Annotated in this window: 15 protein-coding genes; 1 reads left to right on the top strand and 14 read right to left on the bottom strand. The window is 39.8% G+C overall.

Going from position 1 to position 16,184, the window contains the following annotated elements; all coding sequences use genetic code 11:
- Positions 1-355 precede the first annotated feature (355 nt).
- Positions 356-1,264 carry a recombination-associated protein RdgC gene (rdgC, locus tag HMPREF3129_RS14850; protein WP_004245172.1) on the top strand — a complete coding sequence of 303 codons (909 nt, stop codon included), beginning with the start codon at positions 356-358 and terminating at the stop codon, positions 1,262-1,264.
- Between the two features lie 82 nt (positions 1,265-1,346).
- Here rdgC and yedF read toward each other — a convergent pair whose 3' ends face one another.
- From yedF to exbB, 14 genes are all read right to left on the bottom strand, one after another.
- Positions 1,347-1,589, bottom strand: coding sequence for a sulfurtransferase-like selenium metabolism protein YedF (gene yedF / locus HMPREF3129_RS14845; RefSeq protein ID WP_004245173.1), 243 nt, complete (start codon positions 1,587-1,589; stop codon positions 1,347-1,349).
- Positions 1,586-2,812, bottom strand: a complete 1,227-nt coding sequence (gene yedE, locus HMPREF3129_RS14840) for a selenium metabolism membrane protein YedE/FdhT (protein ID WP_004245174.1) — start codon at positions 2,810-2,812, stop codon at positions 1,586-1,588. Before yedE ends, yedF begins: the two co-directional genes overlap by 4 nt.
- Before the next feature lie 193 nt (positions 2,813-3,005).
- Positions 3,006-4,025, bottom strand: a complete 1,020-nt coding sequence (gene hypE, locus HMPREF3129_RS14835) for a hydrogenase expression/formation protein HypE (protein ID WP_004245176.1) — start codon at positions 4,023-4,025, stop codon at positions 3,006-3,008.
- On the bottom strand, positions 4,022-5,158 hold the full coding sequence (gene hypD, locus HMPREF3129_RS14830; protein WP_036919748.1) for a hydrogenase formation protein HypD: 1,137 nt from the start codon (positions 5,156-5,158) through the stop codon (positions 4,022-4,024). The genes hypE and hypD overlap by 4 nt, the downstream gene beginning before the upstream one ends.
- Positions 5,145-5,411 carry a hydrogenase maturation factor HybG gene (gene hybG / locus HMPREF3129_RS14825; RefSeq protein ID WP_036919746.1) on the bottom strand — a complete coding sequence of 89 codons (267 nt, stop codon included), beginning with the start codon at positions 5,409-5,411 and terminating at the stop codon, positions 5,145-5,147. The genes hypD and hybG overlap by 14 nt, the downstream gene beginning before the upstream one ends.
- The gene (gene hypB, locus HMPREF3129_RS14820) at positions 5,402-6,586 is read right to left on the bottom strand and encodes a hydrogenase nickel incorporation protein HypB (RefSeq protein WP_036919744.1); all 1,185 of its coding nucleotides are present in this window, start codon (positions 6,584-6,586) and stop codon (positions 5,402-5,404) included. The genes hybG and hypB overlap by 10 nt, the downstream gene beginning before the upstream one ends.
- Before the next feature lie 61 nt (positions 6,587-6,647).
- Positions 6,648-7,142 (bottom strand): hydrogenase-2 assembly chaperone, encoded by a 495-nt coding sequence (gene hybE / locus HMPREF3129_RS14815; protein WP_004245180.1) that lies wholly within the window; start codon positions 7,140-7,142, stop codon positions 6,648-6,650.
- Entirely contained in the window at positions 7,139-7,627 is a 489-nt protein-coding gene (locus HMPREF3129_RS14810) for a HyaD/HybD family hydrogenase maturation endopeptidase (protein ID WP_004245181.1), read from the bottom strand. Before HMPREF3129_RS14810 ends, hybE begins: the two co-directional genes overlap by 4 nt.
- On the bottom strand, positions 7,627-9,330 hold the full coding sequence (gene hybC / locus HMPREF3129_RS14805; protein WP_004248989.1) for a hydrogenase 2 large subunit: 1,704 nt from the start codon (positions 9,328-9,330) through the stop codon (positions 7,627-7,629). The genes HMPREF3129_RS14810 and hybC overlap by 1 nt, the downstream gene beginning before the upstream one ends.
- Positions 9,327-10,508 (bottom strand): Ni/Fe-hydrogenase cytochrome b subunit, encoded by a 1,182-nt coding sequence (gene hybB, locus HMPREF3129_RS14800; RefSeq protein WP_004245183.1) that lies wholly within the window; start codon positions 10,506-10,508, stop codon positions 9,327-9,329. The genes hybC and hybB overlap by 4 nt, the downstream gene beginning before the upstream one ends.
- Complete coding sequence (hybA, locus tag HMPREF3129_RS14795; protein ID WP_004245184.1) at positions 10,495-11,508, bottom strand: hydrogenase 2 operon protein HybA; 1,014 nt, start codon at positions 11,506-11,508, stop codon at positions 10,495-10,497. Before hybA ends, hybB begins: the two co-directional genes overlap by 14 nt.
- Positions 11,505-12,629, bottom strand: a complete 1,125-nt coding sequence (gene hybO / locus HMPREF3129_RS14790) for a hydrogenase 2 small subunit (RefSeq protein WP_004245185.1) — start codon at positions 12,627-12,629, stop codon at positions 11,505-11,507. The genes hybA and hybO overlap by 4 nt, the downstream gene beginning before the upstream one ends.
- A gap of 1,826 nt (positions 12,630-14,455) precedes the next feature.
- A complete protein-coding gene (exbD, locus tag HMPREF3129_RS14785) occupies positions 14,456-14,884 on the bottom strand; it encodes a TonB system transport protein ExbD (protein WP_004245188.1) in 429 nt (142 codons plus the stop codon).
- 6 nt (positions 14,885-14,890) lie between these two features.
- Positions 14,891-15,901 carry a tonB-system energizer ExbB gene (gene exbB, locus HMPREF3129_RS14780; protein WP_004248988.1) on the bottom strand — a complete coding sequence of 337 codons (1,011 nt, stop codon included), beginning with the start codon at positions 15,899-15,901 and terminating at the stop codon, positions 14,891-14,893.
- Positions 15,902-16,184 lie beyond the last annotated feature (283 nt).

Here is a 16,184-nt window from a genome sequence, read left to right as displayed (position 1 = left end):
ATCACATCAAATCGTCAAGATAAATTTTCTTTTGTAAATTAATGCAGAGATAAATCTGAAAGTGTTGCAAAGAAAGCGTTCAAAAATAGGATAAAAACCCAACTACGTGATAATTATCACATTACGACAATTCTTGAGATTTAGATTATTTCTCCCGTAAAACGATAAGTTAATTAGCAACAAATAAGAATAAAACTCATTTTCATAAAGTAATTTTACTAATTATTCGATTCAGCTTGAACACTGTTTTTATACTGTGAGCCGATAATAAATTTCTTTTAAAGGATATTACCTTTTAGATACTGCTAACATTCAGTATCATATTGCTGTTAATCATGATTAAGGGGAATGTCAGATGCTGTGGTTTAAAAATATTTTGGTCTATCGCTTAAATAAAGAGATAGCGCTGTCAATGGATGAGTTAGAACAACAGCTGGCTTCATTAGCATTCACCCCTTGTAGTAGCCAAGATATGACCAAAACGGGTTGGGTTTCACCTATGGGTGATCGTGGCGAAGCACTTATCCATGTTGCAGGTAAACAAGTCATGATGTGCGCACGGAAAGAAGATAAGATCCTCCCCGCCACCGTCATTAAGCAAGCGCTACAAGATAAAGTTGAAAAGTTAGAGGGTGAACAAGGTCGTAAATTAAAGAAAACCGAAAAAGCGACATTAAAAGATGAAGTTGTCCACACGTTACTTCCTCGCGCATTTAGCAAATTCTCACAAACCTTTATTTGGTTAGATTTAGATAAGCAATTAGTGATTGTTGATTCAGGTAGTGCAAAACGTGCCGAAGATAATTTAGCCTTATTGCGTAAAACATTAGGTTCGCTACCCGTGGTGCCACTCAATTTTAATGAGTCTGTCGAATCAAAAATGACACAATGGGTTCGTTCCGGTGAACTCCCTGCTGGTTTTACATTAATGGATGAAGCCGAGCTTAAAGCGGTATTAGAAGAAGGTGGCGTGATACGTTGTAAGAAACAAGAGCTTGTCTCTGATGAAATTGCCACTCATATTGAAGCCGGTAAGTTTGTCACCAAACTTTCTCTTGATTGGGAAGATCGCCTGCAATTCATGCTTTGTGATGATGGCTCTATCAAGCGCATTAAATTTAGTGATACCTTGCGTGAGCAAAACGATGATATTGATAAAGCCGATTTTGCCCAGCGTTTTGATGCCGATTTTGTCTTAATGACAGGTGAACTAAGCGCGCTAATTGAAAGGGTTATCGAAGTACTTGGTGGTGAAGCCGAGTAATTTTATCACCCGATATCATAGTACAAAAAAACAGCCTATCTCACGCTATGATCAGGCTGTTTTTTTATCAATTATTCCGCCGCTATTTTTGAATTAAATAGCGTATTGTCGGCCCATCTTGCTGAATATCTAATACGGTATAACCGTAGTTTTTCGCATCTAAGGGAATATTATTAATAGACTGAGGACAATCGCTCACCACTTCAAGGATCTCACCTTTTTTCAGTGACGGCATCGCTTCTAATGTTGCCACCGCAGGATAAGGACAAGGCTCACCGACCATATCAAGACGATAATCTGGCACTATGGTTTTTTTCTCGTTCATGCGATTTCCTTATTAATTTGTGTTGAAAGCGCTTGCGCTTGTTGCGCTCTTTTGCGGAAGAAATGTTTTTCCCACCAAAGTAGTAATATAAAAGAGAGACCAAGTAGCAGGTAGGTGATGGCTAATCCACCAACTGGACCAAAGGTATCTAATAGGTTGATTTTATCGTAGTCGGTAGCCAGTACCGCAGAAAAATCATCCCAATAGTACGCCAGTATTGTTGAACCAATCACGTTACCTAAACCTACCCACCAAAAGTGGATCTGCCCTTCAACTGCACGATACATCCAGCCTGTTTCACAACCACCAGCAAGCACGATACCAAAACCAAACAACAAACCACCAATAACTGCATTAGGACCGGCCCACATAATTTTCGGTGCAGCACCTAATTGTACATAGCTAAAAATACCCACCGCACTTACCGCCATACCGATAATAATCGCTTTCGCCATATGCGTTCTACCGGTTATCCATAAGTCACGAAATGCGGAAGTAAAACAGATTTGCGCACGTTCAATTAAGATCCCAAAGCCAATTCCCCCCAGCATAGCAAAGCCGAGTTTGGGTGAATCAAATAGAATGATTAATGACCATGCGATCATGGCAAAAAAGATAACCATCCCCAATCGAAAGCGACGTTTTGCACGTTGTTTATCTTGCGTAATAGGTGATGCTTTACTGACTTTTTGCAGTTTTACCGGTATACGAAATAGTGGCATTAATGAAAGTTTGGCACCAAAATAAGAGCCAATAGCAGTAGCAACAGCAAAGAACCAAGCATGCAATGAAAATTGAGGAATACCGGTAAAGAATGCCGCGAGGTTACACCCCATGGCTAAACGTGCACCAAATCCGGCAATAATACCGCCCAAAACGGCCTGAAGAATACGCACTTTATGTTGAGGATGACGAAGTTTGACATTATTGGCCCAAAGTGCTGCCATAATACAACCACCAAACATCCCAATAATCATTACCCCATCAATACGAGTGAGTGGTGTCCCTTCAAGACCAATGATTTTAAAGTAACCCCATTCTTCTGGATGCGCACCAAACCATTGCATCACATGACCGCCCCAGCGAGTAAACTCACCAGTAACTGCCCAGAAAGTGCCGGTTAAACCAAAGTAGTAAGTAGATAAGATACCTGCTGCAATAACCGCCGGAAGAGGCTTCCAGAAACGGATCAGGTATTGAGATTTAAATTCTGACCAAGACATGTTTTTCCCTAGAACTTACCCCCACGAGAGACCCTCTCCACGCAGTAGGATTGGTCGAACATGTTACTCCAAAAATATTTTTATCAAAGGATCAGAATTAAGATAAATGACAGAAGTTTGCGTTATAACAAACTTCTGTAACAGAGAAATAACTTATGAGTATTTAAAAGATCAGTTGAGTGATTTGATTTAATTAACAAATACGGGGTAATGGCTCGTTATAAGGGAGATCTAAAATACGACTTGTGCCAAAAATTCCCGTTAAACGAATATAACGCTCTTCAGTTACTTCACCAATGGTACAAGCATCTTGACCTAAAGTATGTTGATGTAAAGCCTCAAGAACTTGTTTTTCTGCTTGCGGTGACACGACTAATACAATTTTACCTTCGTTAGCAAAATTGAGTGCTTCCAGCCCTAATAATTCACACACACCACGTACAGACTGTTTCATTGGCAATTTGTTTTCATATACATTCATGCCACAGCCACAGGCTTGAGAAAACTCATGTAAAATAGCGGTCACGCCACCACGAGTTGCATCACGTAATGCACGAATACCGTCAATTTGACGTAAAGGCGCGATCATTGGTTCAAGCACGGCACAGTCACTTTGCAGATCAGCTTCCAATCCTAAATTTTCACGTAAATTTAAGATAGTGGCACCATGATCGCCTATTGTACCGCTGACGATGATCTTATCGCCGGCTTTAATGTGACTCGCTGCCCAATCAATTTTACTTGGGATCACCCCAATACCCGCAGTATTAATGAAGATCTTATCCGCAGCACCACGAGGAACCACTTTGGTATCCCCCGTTACAATCTGAATACCTGCTTGTTGTGCGGCTTTTGCCATCGCCATCACCAATGTTTCTAGCGTTTCAAAAGCAAGTCCCTCTTCTAAAATAAAACCACAAGAGAGATAGCGAGGTACAGCTCCACCTACAGAAAGATCGTTCGCGGTTCCGCAAACAGATAATTTACCAATATTTCCACCTGGGAAAATGATCGGATCAATCACATAACTGTCGGTACTAAATGCCAGACGATCGCCCTGTGCTGTGAGATCGGCTAATGCAATACGAGCCTGATCTTCTTTTTCATTCAATAATGGATTATCGAATGCTTTCAAAAATAGCCCTTCGATAAGTTGTTGCATACCTTGCCCACCATTTCCTTGAGCTAAGGTGATTTCATCAGGTTGTTTCATATATTACCTTCACGGCGATACTGATAATAAGCCGCACATGCACCTTCTGATGACACCATTAAGGCACCTAATGCCGTTTCTGGTGTACAACTTTTACCAAATAATGGGCAATCAGAAGGTTTGCATCGTCCGGTTAATACATCGCCACAGCGTGATTGTGGATTATCAGCCACTTGTTGTGGTGCTGGTGTAAAACGTCGTTCAGCGTCAAACTCAGCGTAAGCGGGTGTTAGTTGAATACCAGACATAGGGATCTCCCCAAGTCCACGCCATTCACTGCTCTCTTTTAGCATAAAAACATCTTTCAATGCTTTTTGCGCAAGTTTATTGCCTTCATTAGGGACAATACGACTATATTGATTTTCAATACTTAAAACATAATCTGCATTCTCAGCTTTTGCTTTAAGCTGTTTTACTACCATCAGTATAGCTTGTAATAAATCCAACGGTTCAAAACCTGTCACCACAAAGGGTTTTTCAAATTCATCACATAAAGGTTGATAAGGCGTGCAGCCAATCACCATACTGACATGACCGGGGGCAATAAAACCATCAATACGTACATCTTCTTGCTCTAATAAGCAACGTAAAGTCGGTACGATAGTAATGTGCTGACAAAATAGCGAAAAATTTTTCAGTCCACGTAATTTCGCTTGTTGCAGCGTCATCGCCGTACTTGGCATGGTAGTTTCAAAACCTAAGCCAAAAAATACCACTTGTTTATCAGAGTTATCTTGCGCAATTTTTAATGAATCAAGCGGTGAGTAAACAATACGGATATCACTACCGCGACGACGAGCATCAAGCATTGAACCATGACGACCGGGCACCCGCATCGCATCACCGAAAGTACAGAAAATGACTTCTGGACGGGCTGCAATTTCTAAGCAAGCATCAATGCGCCCCATAGGTAACACACATACCGGGCAACCGGGACCATGAACAAACTCAATCTCTTGTGGTAATAAGCGGTCGAGACCAAATTTAAAAATGGCATGCGTATGTCCGCCACATACTTCCATAATCTGTAATGGGCGAGTGATGGGATGAGGCCATTGTGAAATAGTTTCACGTATTTGAGCTAATAATGCTTTGGCTAATTCGGGATCACGAAATTCATCAACGTATTGCATCATCAGCCTCTTCAAGGGTAACACCATATACATGTTGTAATGCATCCAGAGTATCTTGAGCTTCTTGTTCATCAAGAATACTCATGGCAAATCCAACATGAATAAGCACCCACTTATCTAATAACTCTGACGGGTCACCCTCACAAACCATAGAGATATTGACGGCACGTTTTACGCCACTGACTTCAGCATAAGCGAGTTGGTGGACATCATTGCCCACCTCAACTATCTTGGCAGGAACACCTAAGCACATAAACGGCTCTCCAACCAAGCTAACCACTCTTCCATACCTTCGCCAGTTGTCGCAGATAATGCGATGATCTCAATATTAGGATTGACGCGACGCGCTGATTCAATACACGCTTGCACATCGATATTAAGATGTGGTACTAAATCAATTTTATTGATAATCATCAGATCTGCAGCGGCAAACATATGTGGATATTTTAATGGTTTATCTTCCCCTTCCGTTACCGAAAGGATAGCCACTTTATGTTTTTCACCCAGATCAAAACTAGCAGGGCAAACCAGATTGCCAACATTTTCAATAAAGAGAATACTGTTGTCTTTTAAACCTAATTGATGGGTAGCATCATGCACCATTTGTGCATCAAGGTGACAACCTTTACCCGTATTGACTTGAATAGCAGCAACCCCGGTTTCACGAATACGATCAGCATCATTCGTCGTTTGCTGATCACCTTCAATCACCGCACAAGGTACACGTTGCGTTAGCTGTTTTAACGTTTGAGTTAGCAACGTTGTTTTACCGGAGCCGGGACTTGAAACTAAATTCAGCGCCAATACATTTTGCTGGGCAAAATGTTCACGATTATGAACGGCAATTCGATTATTTTTATCCAGTACATCCATCTCAATTTTTAACATTCGTTTTTGGCTAATTCCGGGAGCATGAGTACCAGCTTCCCCTTGCCCATAATGCATGTTGTCATTATCAATAACTGGACTAAATTGTTCTTCGTGTTCATGGCTATGTTCGTGAGCATGGCTATGTTCATGTTCATGGCTATGAGTATGTTCATGAGAATGTGCATGATGATCGTCATGCCCATGACGATGCTCATGGAACACTTGGGCTTCATTTTGCTGTGCATCATGATAAAAATGGAGATGAACATCGCCACTATTATGGTAATGGTGATGATGAATAATGATAGGCTGACCATGAGTTTCGTAATTGTGCTTATGCTTTTGCTCAGACTTATCAATATATTTATGAACAGTATTCGCTGGAGTAGCATTGTGTTCATGATGATGATCATGCCCATGATGATGGTGATGACCGTGATGGTGATGGCCATGGTCGTGATGATCATGGTCGTGAGAGTGATGGTGGTGATCGTGTGAATGAGGCGCTACGCCTTCAATGCTGACATTACCTTCACCACAACCGCAAGTGCTACACATATTCTGACTCCTGACTATTCAATAAGAAGAATTTGACTCGGTGTCGCGTAAACGTTCTACATTATGATCTTAACTGACCACGAAACAGGGAACGCCGACTTAAATCAACTTCTGTGACGGATTGTGTCTGAACAGGAAGAGAAAGAGCCATTTTTGCACTGTTTTCTGCTAACTCAACCGCTTGCTCACCTTGTAAATGGCGATCAAGTGGCGACATTAATGAACAAGCCAGATATTGAGCACCATTAGCAAGTTCACCAACGACAAATTTAACCTGACCACAAGGAAGCGCTAAGGCGATACGCTCACCAATTTTACGTCTTGGCCACTCTTGTGATGGCCCGGGCAACACAATAAGCTCTAGCATCCAAGGCGTTAAAATTGTTCCAATCCATTGCTTTTCAAATAAAGTAAATCCTCCCGCTTTTACGGGAATATTTTCTCTATAAAAAGGCAATGCTTGCATCTCTTTTTTGGCAATCTCTCGAAAACTGCTTTCAAGTAATTCAATAGGTGGTTCATCGTATCCCGTGATATCCCAATTTAATTCACTCATGCTGTTACCTCTTTAGGGGTTACGGTGATCCCATGTTCACGCAAAATATTAACCACTTGTTCAAGTGCTATTTCCATCGACTGCTGACCAATATCTGACAATGACATACTTGGCGCTAATGAAGCAGGTTCAATACCCACTAAAATCAGTTTGCGAGGAAATTCATCGGTCATACGTAAAGCCATTAATACATCCGATAGCCCGAGTTGATGCGGTGAAATTTTCTGGGTAAATAATGCAGGTACATCATCATCATGTAATACAAAGATACTGCCCGGCTCGTGCTGGCTTCTTACTGCATCAGCAACAATCAATAAATCTCTTGCGGCAATATCTTGCAAAATTTCCATGCCTGATGTGCCACCATCAATAACATCGACGTTCTCCGGTAAAGAGAAGCGCTCTTCGAGCGCTTCTACGATACGAACACCAATGCCTTCATCGCTTAGTAATAAATTACCAATACCTAAGACAAGTGTACGCATTACAATACCTTCACCTTACTTAATTCTTTACCTGTTAAATCAACCATATGCACAGCACAAGCCATACATGGGTCGAAAGAGTGAATGGTTCTTACCACTTCCAGAGGTTTGTTAGGATCAGCCACCGGCGTTCCCACTAGTGATAACTCATAAGGACCCGGTTCATCATTAAAGTTACGAGGACCCGCATTCCATGTTGAAGGAACAACTGCCTGATAGTTTGTGATTTTGCCATCTTTAAAGACTATCCAGTGAGATAGCATACCGCGCGAAGCCTCTTCAAAACCGACGCCACGATACTCTTTACCCGGCTCAAACTCAGGTTTAATAAAGGAAGCAGTATCTCCACGGCCAATATTATCAACCAGTGATTGCCATAAGAAGTTAAGCGAATCTTGTAATACACAAGCATGAACGGTACGACCAATAATGCGTCCCCAAGTTGACTCTAACTGCTCTGTCACCAAGGTTTGACCGGTTAATTTGGTGTAGATCTGATTAACTTCGTTATAGTGTTTTACTGTGCCTTCATGTTTACCCGCTAAACCACACACTAACCATGCTAAAGTACCTACTTCTACAGGTTTGCCGTAAAATGTGGGTGACTTAACCCATGAGTATTTATTATTTTCATCCCAACCGGTGTATTTAGGACGAGTTAAACCTTCCCATGGTTTTAATGGTTCATCATCTTCATACCATGCGTGTTTACCACTCTCTTCAATGCCGTCTTTCAGGTTTTGATCTTTCCAATCTTTGATTGGACGATAAGTAGAAAAATCAACGCCTTCCATATAGCCACCTGAGAGTAAAAACTCAGTATTATTGCCATTAATAGGCAATTCAGGCACAGATAAGTAGTAATTAGCCCCTTTACCGATTTTTAACCACTCTGGATAATAAGCAGCAAAAATAGCAGTATCCACTTTATAAACTTGTTCAATAAAATCACCCAAGTTATCAATAAAGTGTTTTACATACATTAAACGTTCTAAATTGAGAACATTCGGTGCATCAAGGTTAATTGGGTTAGCAACACCGCCCACCGCTAAGTTTTGAATATGCGGTGTTTTACCCCCTAACACGGCAACAATGCGGTTTGCATCGCGCTGGCATTCCAATGCTTGTAGATAGTGGGCTACCGCAATCAAGTTAACTTCAGGAGGTAATTTCATGGCTGAGTGACCCCAGTAACCATTAGCGAAAATACCTAACTGACCGCTATCAACCAAATCTTGAATTTTCTTCTGCACTTTTCTGAACTCTTCAGCAGAGTTCAATTGCCATTGAGAAACCCCTTTAAGCATCGCTGAGGCTTTTTCAGGATCTGCCTGTAATGCTGCCGTAATATCAACCCAATCCATCGCAGACAACTGATAGAAATGGACGATATGGTCATGAATAATGTGAGAAGCCAGAATTAAGTTACGGATATACTGAGCATTAACCGGAATATCCATCCCTAAGGCATCTTCTACAGCACGTACTGAGGCTATTGCGTGAACCGTTGTACAAACACCACAAATGCGTTGCACAATAATCCATGCATCACGAGGATCGCTTCCTTTTAGGATCTCCTCCATTCCACGCCACATAGTACCGGAAGACCAAGCTTTAACGACTTTTCCGTTATCGATTTCACAGTCGACGCGTAAATGCCCTTCAATACGGGTAATAGGATCAATAGTAATGCGTTGGCTCATGATTTAACCTCAGCCTTTTTTAATTGTATATTTGACTCTGTTTGTGCTGGTAGTACCGGCAGTAAACGGATAATAAGAATGTAAGCAGTAACTTCGAATGCAACGAAGCCAATAGAAATCAACAACTCACTTGCAGTTGGGAAATAGTGATAGCCGTTGCCTGGGTTATAAGCGACTAATGAATAGTTCATACGCCACATTGCCGCACCCACTAACATAAATAATGCGCAGACAAATAACATTCTTGGGCTACGACGATTATTTTTCAGGTGCATCAATACCAGAGGAATAAACAACAAGGCACTTTCTGCAAGGAATAACCAAGAGAACATATCCCCTTTAGCGATATAACTCAGCTTACCGTTCCAGATCACTTCACCCCAACGTAATACCAAGAAGGTGATCAGAAGTACTTCTATGATTTTAGTTAACTTGGTAAATAGCGGTGTTTCATCGTCATTAATAGTACGGCTCGCTTTTAATAAAGAACCTTCAAAAATAACAATAGTGAAACCGAGGATAAAGGCGGTTAATAAAGAGAATAGCGGTAGCATTTCATAAGATTGCCACAGAGGATGCACCTTCCAACCTGCCGAAATCATTAATGATCCCATGGAGGATTGGTGCATGGTTGGCAATAAGGCGCCTAGACCAATAATAAAGAACATCGCTTTATTAAGGCGTCTTAACGAAACTTTCCAACCTAAACGTTCCAGTAGTGCAGGTAAAAACTCTAATGCCATCACCATAATGTAGATGGTCATACAAGTTGCTGTTTCAAACAACACGGAGTTAACGTTAAAGTATTGAGGCATAAAGAAGTGAGGCATGTTCCAGTAACGACCAATATCGATTGCAATGGATAATCCACCTAACGAATAGCCGAACAAGCTCGCTAATAATGCAGGACGTACTAAGGGATGAAATTCACCTTTATTACAAACATAAACAGCCCATGCCAGTGCCCAACCACCACACGCAAAGCCTGTTCCGATAAGTAAGTCAAAGGCTATCCAAATACCCCAAGGATAACCGCCATTTAGATCGGAAACATCCCCAAGACCCAATACCAAACGCTTACCAATAAGAATAAAACCAAGCACAGCAAGCGGTAAAAACACTCTAACAGCTAAAGTAAATAACTTACCGCCAAGTGGACGAGGATCATGACTCGACATCGTTATCCTCCTTATGGTGTTCCTGCTCTTGTTTTTTACTATTACGGTTAACCAAATAAGTAATGCCCGCAAGCGCTGCTATTGGTAAAACCATACCTTTATACAGCGTATGTTGAATATGTTCAGAACGCGCACCCGTTGATAATGGAGCCACTTCTGGCATACCTAGGTTTTCAAAAGGCACCGCGGAAAGTACCATCACCTGCGTACCACCACCTTCAAACTCACCATAGATATGATCTTGATATTCTGGGATCTTATGTAGATAAGTATCGCCACCATTAATGGTTTGGCGTGGATAGTGATATTCTTCACCCGCTTTTTTCGCTAACCGGCGTTTTGCTTCTTCAAGCAACTCTTCACGAGTACCAAAAATCACAGCACCTGTTGGACAAACCTCAACACAGCCGGGTAATAAGCCTTTATCTAAGCGCTCTACCCCTTTTTGGTTACATAGTTCACATTTATAAAGCTTACCGAAGGGATCATCATAATCGTATTTAGGAATGTTATAAGGACAACCCACCATACAGTAACGACAACCTGTACAGATATCTGCATGATAATGCACAATACCGGTTTTCGGATCTTTGGTTAACGCTGAAACAGGACACACAGAAACACAGTTAGCATCAACGCAATGCATACATTGTTTCTTAATAAAGGCATAACCGTTTTCCAGTTGATCTTTATTTTCACCTGTTCCATCACGCCAAATTTGAATAATGTTATTTGTGTAAGGACTTAGTTTGTCATTGTTTGACCAGATCGGATCACCATTAGCATAAGTATCACCACGCTCCATGGGTTCCGGATGATTAATTTCCTGACATTTTGTCACACATGCTTGACAGCCTACACAGAGTGTAGAGTCATAGAGCATACCGAGAGCCCCAGGAATTGGAGGACGGTTCTGCGCCGCAGCATGACTCGCAGTGGGTGCCATTCCCGCAAGGAGAACCCCACCTGATGCCAGCTTAAAGAAATGACGCCTATTCACCGTTTATCCTCCTGTGAGGCTCCTGTGGTATTTTTGTCACGGCCTAATTGACGCACAGCCATCACACTTACCCCAGCAACAGCACCAACAACTGCACCTAATAAGCCTGCTGCACCATAAGAAACACCACCACCTTCTTTGGCGTTAACATCGGGTACTTGTGCTTTTGGTGTTGGCTGATAAACATTCGCAAGTTGGAAAATACCTTTCGTAAACCCGACACCCTCTTCATTACAGCCATAGCAAGGGTGACCAATACCAACAGGCCAAATTCCTCCACCAATATCGCAAAATTCTAATGTTGGGCAGTTACCGTAAGTTTCAGGTCCTTTACAACCTAAATGGTATAAACACCAGCCTTGGCGGTGTCCTTCATCACCAAATTCTTTAGCAAAACGACCCGCATCAAAATGAGGACGGCGTTCACAGTTTTCATGTATTAGACGCTCATATGCAAATAGCGGTCTGTTTTTGCTATCTAACTTAGGTAATGAATTAAAGGTAATAATATGTGCAACTGTAGCTAAGAAGTTATGTGGGTTTGGTGGACACCCTGGAATATTGATAACTGTTTTACCCGGTAAAATAGCTTCCAGTGATTTAGCGCCAGTAGGGTTACCTCCAGAAGCTGGCACACCACCCCATGCAGAACAAGAACCGATAGCAATAATTGCCGCCGCACCTTCAGCGGCTTCTTTGATATGCTCAAGAATAGGTTTGCCTGCCACCATACAGTAAATACCGCCATCTTTGTCAGGGATAGAACCGTCGACAACAAGGACGTATTTACCTTTGTATTTCTCCATCGCATTATGTTTGTTTTCTTCTGCTTGATAACCAAAAGCGGAAGAGAGCACTTCGTGATATTCAAGTGCGATAACATCCAGAACAAGGTTTTCAAGTGTTGGGTGAGTCGCACGTAATAAAGATTCCGTACAACCTGTACACTCTTGAGCACCAATCCAAATAACAGGTGGACGTTCAGGTGATGTCATTGCTTGTGACATTTGCGCGGCTGCTTTGCCGCTTAATCCCATGGTAGCTGATAACGCTGCGCACAATTTCATAAAATCGCGTCGGTTAATACCATGTTGGGAAAAAACATTATTCCCCAAGGCCATATATCTCTCCTGATATGATGATTTTTAATTGGAATAATTTTAAAACACCGCCTTTTTAACACTCCGACACAATAATGACTTGATCATTATCAAGCGATAATTCATTAAAAAATAAATTATTCTTTTATGCGAGAAAAAACGTTTCAGCTATTTAATGTTTAAGATGGATTTTTAATATATATGGTCAATTTAAAATTAATTATTCTTTATATAGTAATGATAAAATAAGTAGTAATAATTCTTATTATCAAAAAATGAGCTAATTAAAAATAATACAAATCATTTAAAATCAACTAGATACAAAAAACACAAAAAACAATCAATTTATAAGACAATATATTTAAAATAATACAAAAATAATAATTTATTATTTCTAATTTTCAACCCACATTATTAGAAATAACTTAATATATTTTTTTAATTATAAATATGATGGTTATTTTCATATTATCAACCTTTGTATTACATTATATAAATTGTTAAAAACTGGATTTTATAAATAATAAATAATTACATTAATATCTCTAATTTCATTACTAGATTGATTAATCAACAAAGTTATCTTCATTACGCTCTTTATTGATGACTTTATCGTAATCAATACTTAAACCGTCTATATTTTAACCATCAATCAACCTGTTTTTCTCATAATTTTTCATATAGTTATAAGTATATTCGTTTTTGGAATAACAATTTAGTGTCGTAAAAACGACTTGTTAGATAAGTAATCCATTATAACAACCGGTGGTTATCTCCCAGAAATACTCCACAATAGCTAATTAATATTATTTTGAAATTATTACTAATGGTTATTTTATAACATTGCGATTTTGCTAGCTGGATAACGCTAACTCAATTTTGATGTTAAATATTGGTAGCAAATTGATGCTTGATACTGACGAAGACAAAGTAATAATGTGTTTTTGGCACCATAGCAGAAAAATGTGTCACAAAATCTAAAAACGCCTCGCTAAGAGTGTTAACAATTTGTTGGTGTAGCAGGTACTTGCATAGATAGATAGAAAGAAAACAACCGATGGTATAAGCGGGCTCTAGACAAGATGAAACACACATTTGCTGCATAATAAAACAAAAAGCCATAGTACCGCGAAGTACTATGGCTTTTAAATTTATTAAAATAATAAAAATGCTATGTGTAGTTCTCTGCCTTTCTCTTTATATTTTACTCACAACCGACAAAATATCCGTTGCAGTATAGATAAGTAAATAAAATCAACTTATCAGTAATTGAATGACTGAAAACAACGATCTACCTGGTGTAATAAAAAAAGTAAGTAACCAAAACGGAAACTTAGATAATAAATAAATTAGGCGTTGTTACAGGTTACAACATGTTTCAATTTGTAACTTGGGATGCATTATATCCAATAGAATTTTTTGCGCAAGTTTTTTTACACTTAAACCAAATAGCAATAAAAACATTATTAATCATGTGGTTATAGTTATATTTACCATAAGAACAAAAATATTTATCAAATAAAAAGTGAAAAAATATGAATAGTTAACGAATATTGATACTATTGGAACTTTAATAATAGTATCTACTTATTATTAATTGATTCAGCACATAATCACTTAAGTAATTTAATTAATACTGCTATACAAAATTTAATCTAAAGACGATTAATAACATTTAACACTAAAGCTAAATTTTATTTTAGCGCAACTATTAATATACTAGAAAAATAAATAGTACAAAAAGATAACCATATTTATATCTTTGGTGAATAAAAAAAGCACTCTATTAATCATTGCAATATGACTGATAGAGTGCTGATATTTTTAAGTATAATATGAGTAAAAAATTAGTTACCCGATGATACGGTTTCCATCCCCACTAGCCCTACTTTGAGGTATCCCGCCTTCCTTAATGAGTCCATTGCCCCCATTAAAGTTTCATAATCGACCGTTTTATCGGCTTGGAAAAAGATAGTCGTTTCTTTATTCGACTGCGTCATAGAATCCAAGACACTGGCCATCGTCTCATGAGTTACCATCTCTTCACCGATAAAAATCTGTTTATCTGATTTAATCGTCAAATAAACAGGTTTTTCTGGCCGAGGTTGAGGCTTGGCACTCGAAGCAGGTAAATTGACTTTAATATCAACCGTCGCTAAGGGGGCTGCTACCATGAAGATAATCAGCAATACTAACATCACATCAATAAAAGGTGTGACGTTAATATCATGCAATTCATTATCTTCACCTGAATCATTACCAAGATTCATTGCCATAATTCATTACCTTGATTTGCTGTTTTCAATATCTAAGTCACGACTGACTAAGGTCACTACACCTGTTGCAATATCGCCAATTTCACCACGATAACCGGAAATCATACGTGCAAAAATATTGTAAATAATGACCGCAGGGATAGCCGCAATCAAGCCGATGGCGGTTGCTAATAATGCTTCTGCGATACCGGGGGCAACCACCGCTAAGTTGGTAGTTTGAGAATGCGCAATACCAATAAAGCTATTCATGATCCCCCAAACCGTACCAAACAAACCGATAAAAGGAGAAATTGCCCCAATGGTCGCTAAATAACCATTACCACGTCCTAATTCACGAATAATAGCCGCGACACGACGCTCCATGCGCATCTCAACACGCTCTTTAATACCAGATGCAACGTGACTATCTTGAGAGTAAGTACGCTCTAATTCAGCATCATTAAAAAAGTCGGCTGTCGCACTTTTATTGCCAAATTTTTGGCTAATCGCTAATGCCTCTTTGAGGGATTTCGCTTCTACTAATTGCGCACTTTCATTTCTTAAACGACGACGTAATGCTAATAAGTAGCTACCTTTAGCAAAGAACAGCGCCCAAGTGACAATAGAGGCGAGTAGCAAACCGATCATGACACTTTTTACCACGAGATCTGCATTGCGATACATTCCCATAACAGAGAGATCTTCAGCAAATCCCCCTCCAGTGACGATTTCAGGTGTCGCACCTTGCGTGGCATTTTCTGGCTCTAGAGCTGTCTGTGCAGCATCTCCTGTACTCGTCGATGTATTCTCTTCTGCCACTGGTGTTTCAGAAGTTGCCGTTTTGGCTGCTTCCCCCGTTGGCGTTGCCGTATTTTCTGCTGTTGGTGCAATCGTTGTAGTCGCCGTTCCCTGTGTAGAAGCGGTTGAAGAAGTGGCCGTAGTCGCAGGTTGCTCAGTTTGCTTAGCCGGTGTCGTATCCGCAAAAGCAGAGCCTGTCAGACCGATTGCCAATATAATAGAAGCTGTCAAATTACGCATCAGTTGGCCTTTTACTCTCTTTCTTATCTAATTATCTATTCAGTAATGAAGTTTCTATTTCACTACTTACCCAAAATCGTTTATTTACAATCATCCTGTTGCCATCAGGAAAAAGAGAAACGCTCAGATGATATCAAACATGAAGCATTTTGATAGTAATTATCATTACTATTTAGCCATTTTTTTTTCATTTGTCGATTTTTAAGACAATTTTTCGTTATTTCATATAACGTGAAATTTTATCAACTGTCGCGATCCTCTTTTGTACTTCAGTAAAAAATGC

The organism is Proteus sp. HMSC14B05 (assembly GCF_001808035.1).
Lineage (GTDB): Bacteria > Pseudomonadota > Gammaproteobacteria > Enterobacterales > Enterobacteriaceae > Proteus > Proteus mirabilis.
This window is presented reverse-complemented; position numbering and strand designations above follow the sequence as displayed.

Coding starts and splice junctions, on each gene's coding strand:
- yedE (WP_004245174.1), bottom strand. CDS start 2,812: ATGTCTTGGTCAGAATTTAAATCTCAATACCTGATCCGTTTCTGGAAG.
- hypE (WP_004245176.1), bottom strand. CDS start 4,025: ATGAAACAACCTGATGAAATCACCTTAGCTCAAGGAAATGGTGGGCAA.
- hybB (WP_004245183.1), bottom strand. CDS start 10,508: ATGTCGAGTCATGATCCTCGTCCACTTGGCGGTAAGTTATTTACTTTA.
- hybO (WP_004245185.1), bottom strand. CDS start 12,629: ATGGCCTTGGGGAATAATGTTTTTTCCCAACATGGTATTAACCGACGC.
- rdgC (WP_004245172.1), top strand. CDS start 356: ATGCTGTGGTTTAAAAATATTTTGGTCTATCGCTTAAATAAAGAGATA.
- hypD (WP_036919748.1), bottom strand. CDS start 5,158: ATGCAATACGTTGATGAATTTCGTGATCCCGAATTAGCCAAAGCATTA.
- yedF (WP_004245173.1), bottom strand. CDS start 1,589: ATGAACGAGAAAAAAACCATAGTGCCAGATTATCGTCTTGATATGGTC.
- hybC (WP_004248989.1), bottom strand. CDS start 9,330: ATGAGCCAACGCATTACTATTGATCCTATTACCCGTATTGAAGGGCAT.
- hybE (WP_004245180.1), bottom strand. CDS start 7,142: ATGAGTGAATTAAATTGGGATATCACGGGATACGATGAACCACCTATT.
- exbB (WP_004248988.1), bottom strand. CDS start 15,901: ATGCGTAATTTGACAGCTTCTATTATATTGGCAATCGGTCTGACAGGC.
- hybG (WP_036919746.1), bottom strand. CDS start 5,411: ATGTGCTTAGGTGTTCCTGCCAAGATAGTTGAGGTGGGCAATGATGTC.
- exbD (WP_004245188.1), bottom strand. CDS start 14,884: ATGGCAATGAATCTTGGTAATGATTCAGGTGAAGATAATGAATTGCAT.
- HMPREF3129_RS14810 (WP_004245181.1), bottom strand. CDS start 7,627: ATGCGTACACTTGTCTTAGGTATTGGTAATTTATTACTAAGCGATGAA.
- hypB (WP_036919744.1), bottom strand. CDS start 6,586: ATGTGTAGCACTTGCGGTTGTGGTGAAGGTAATGTCAGCATTGAAGGC.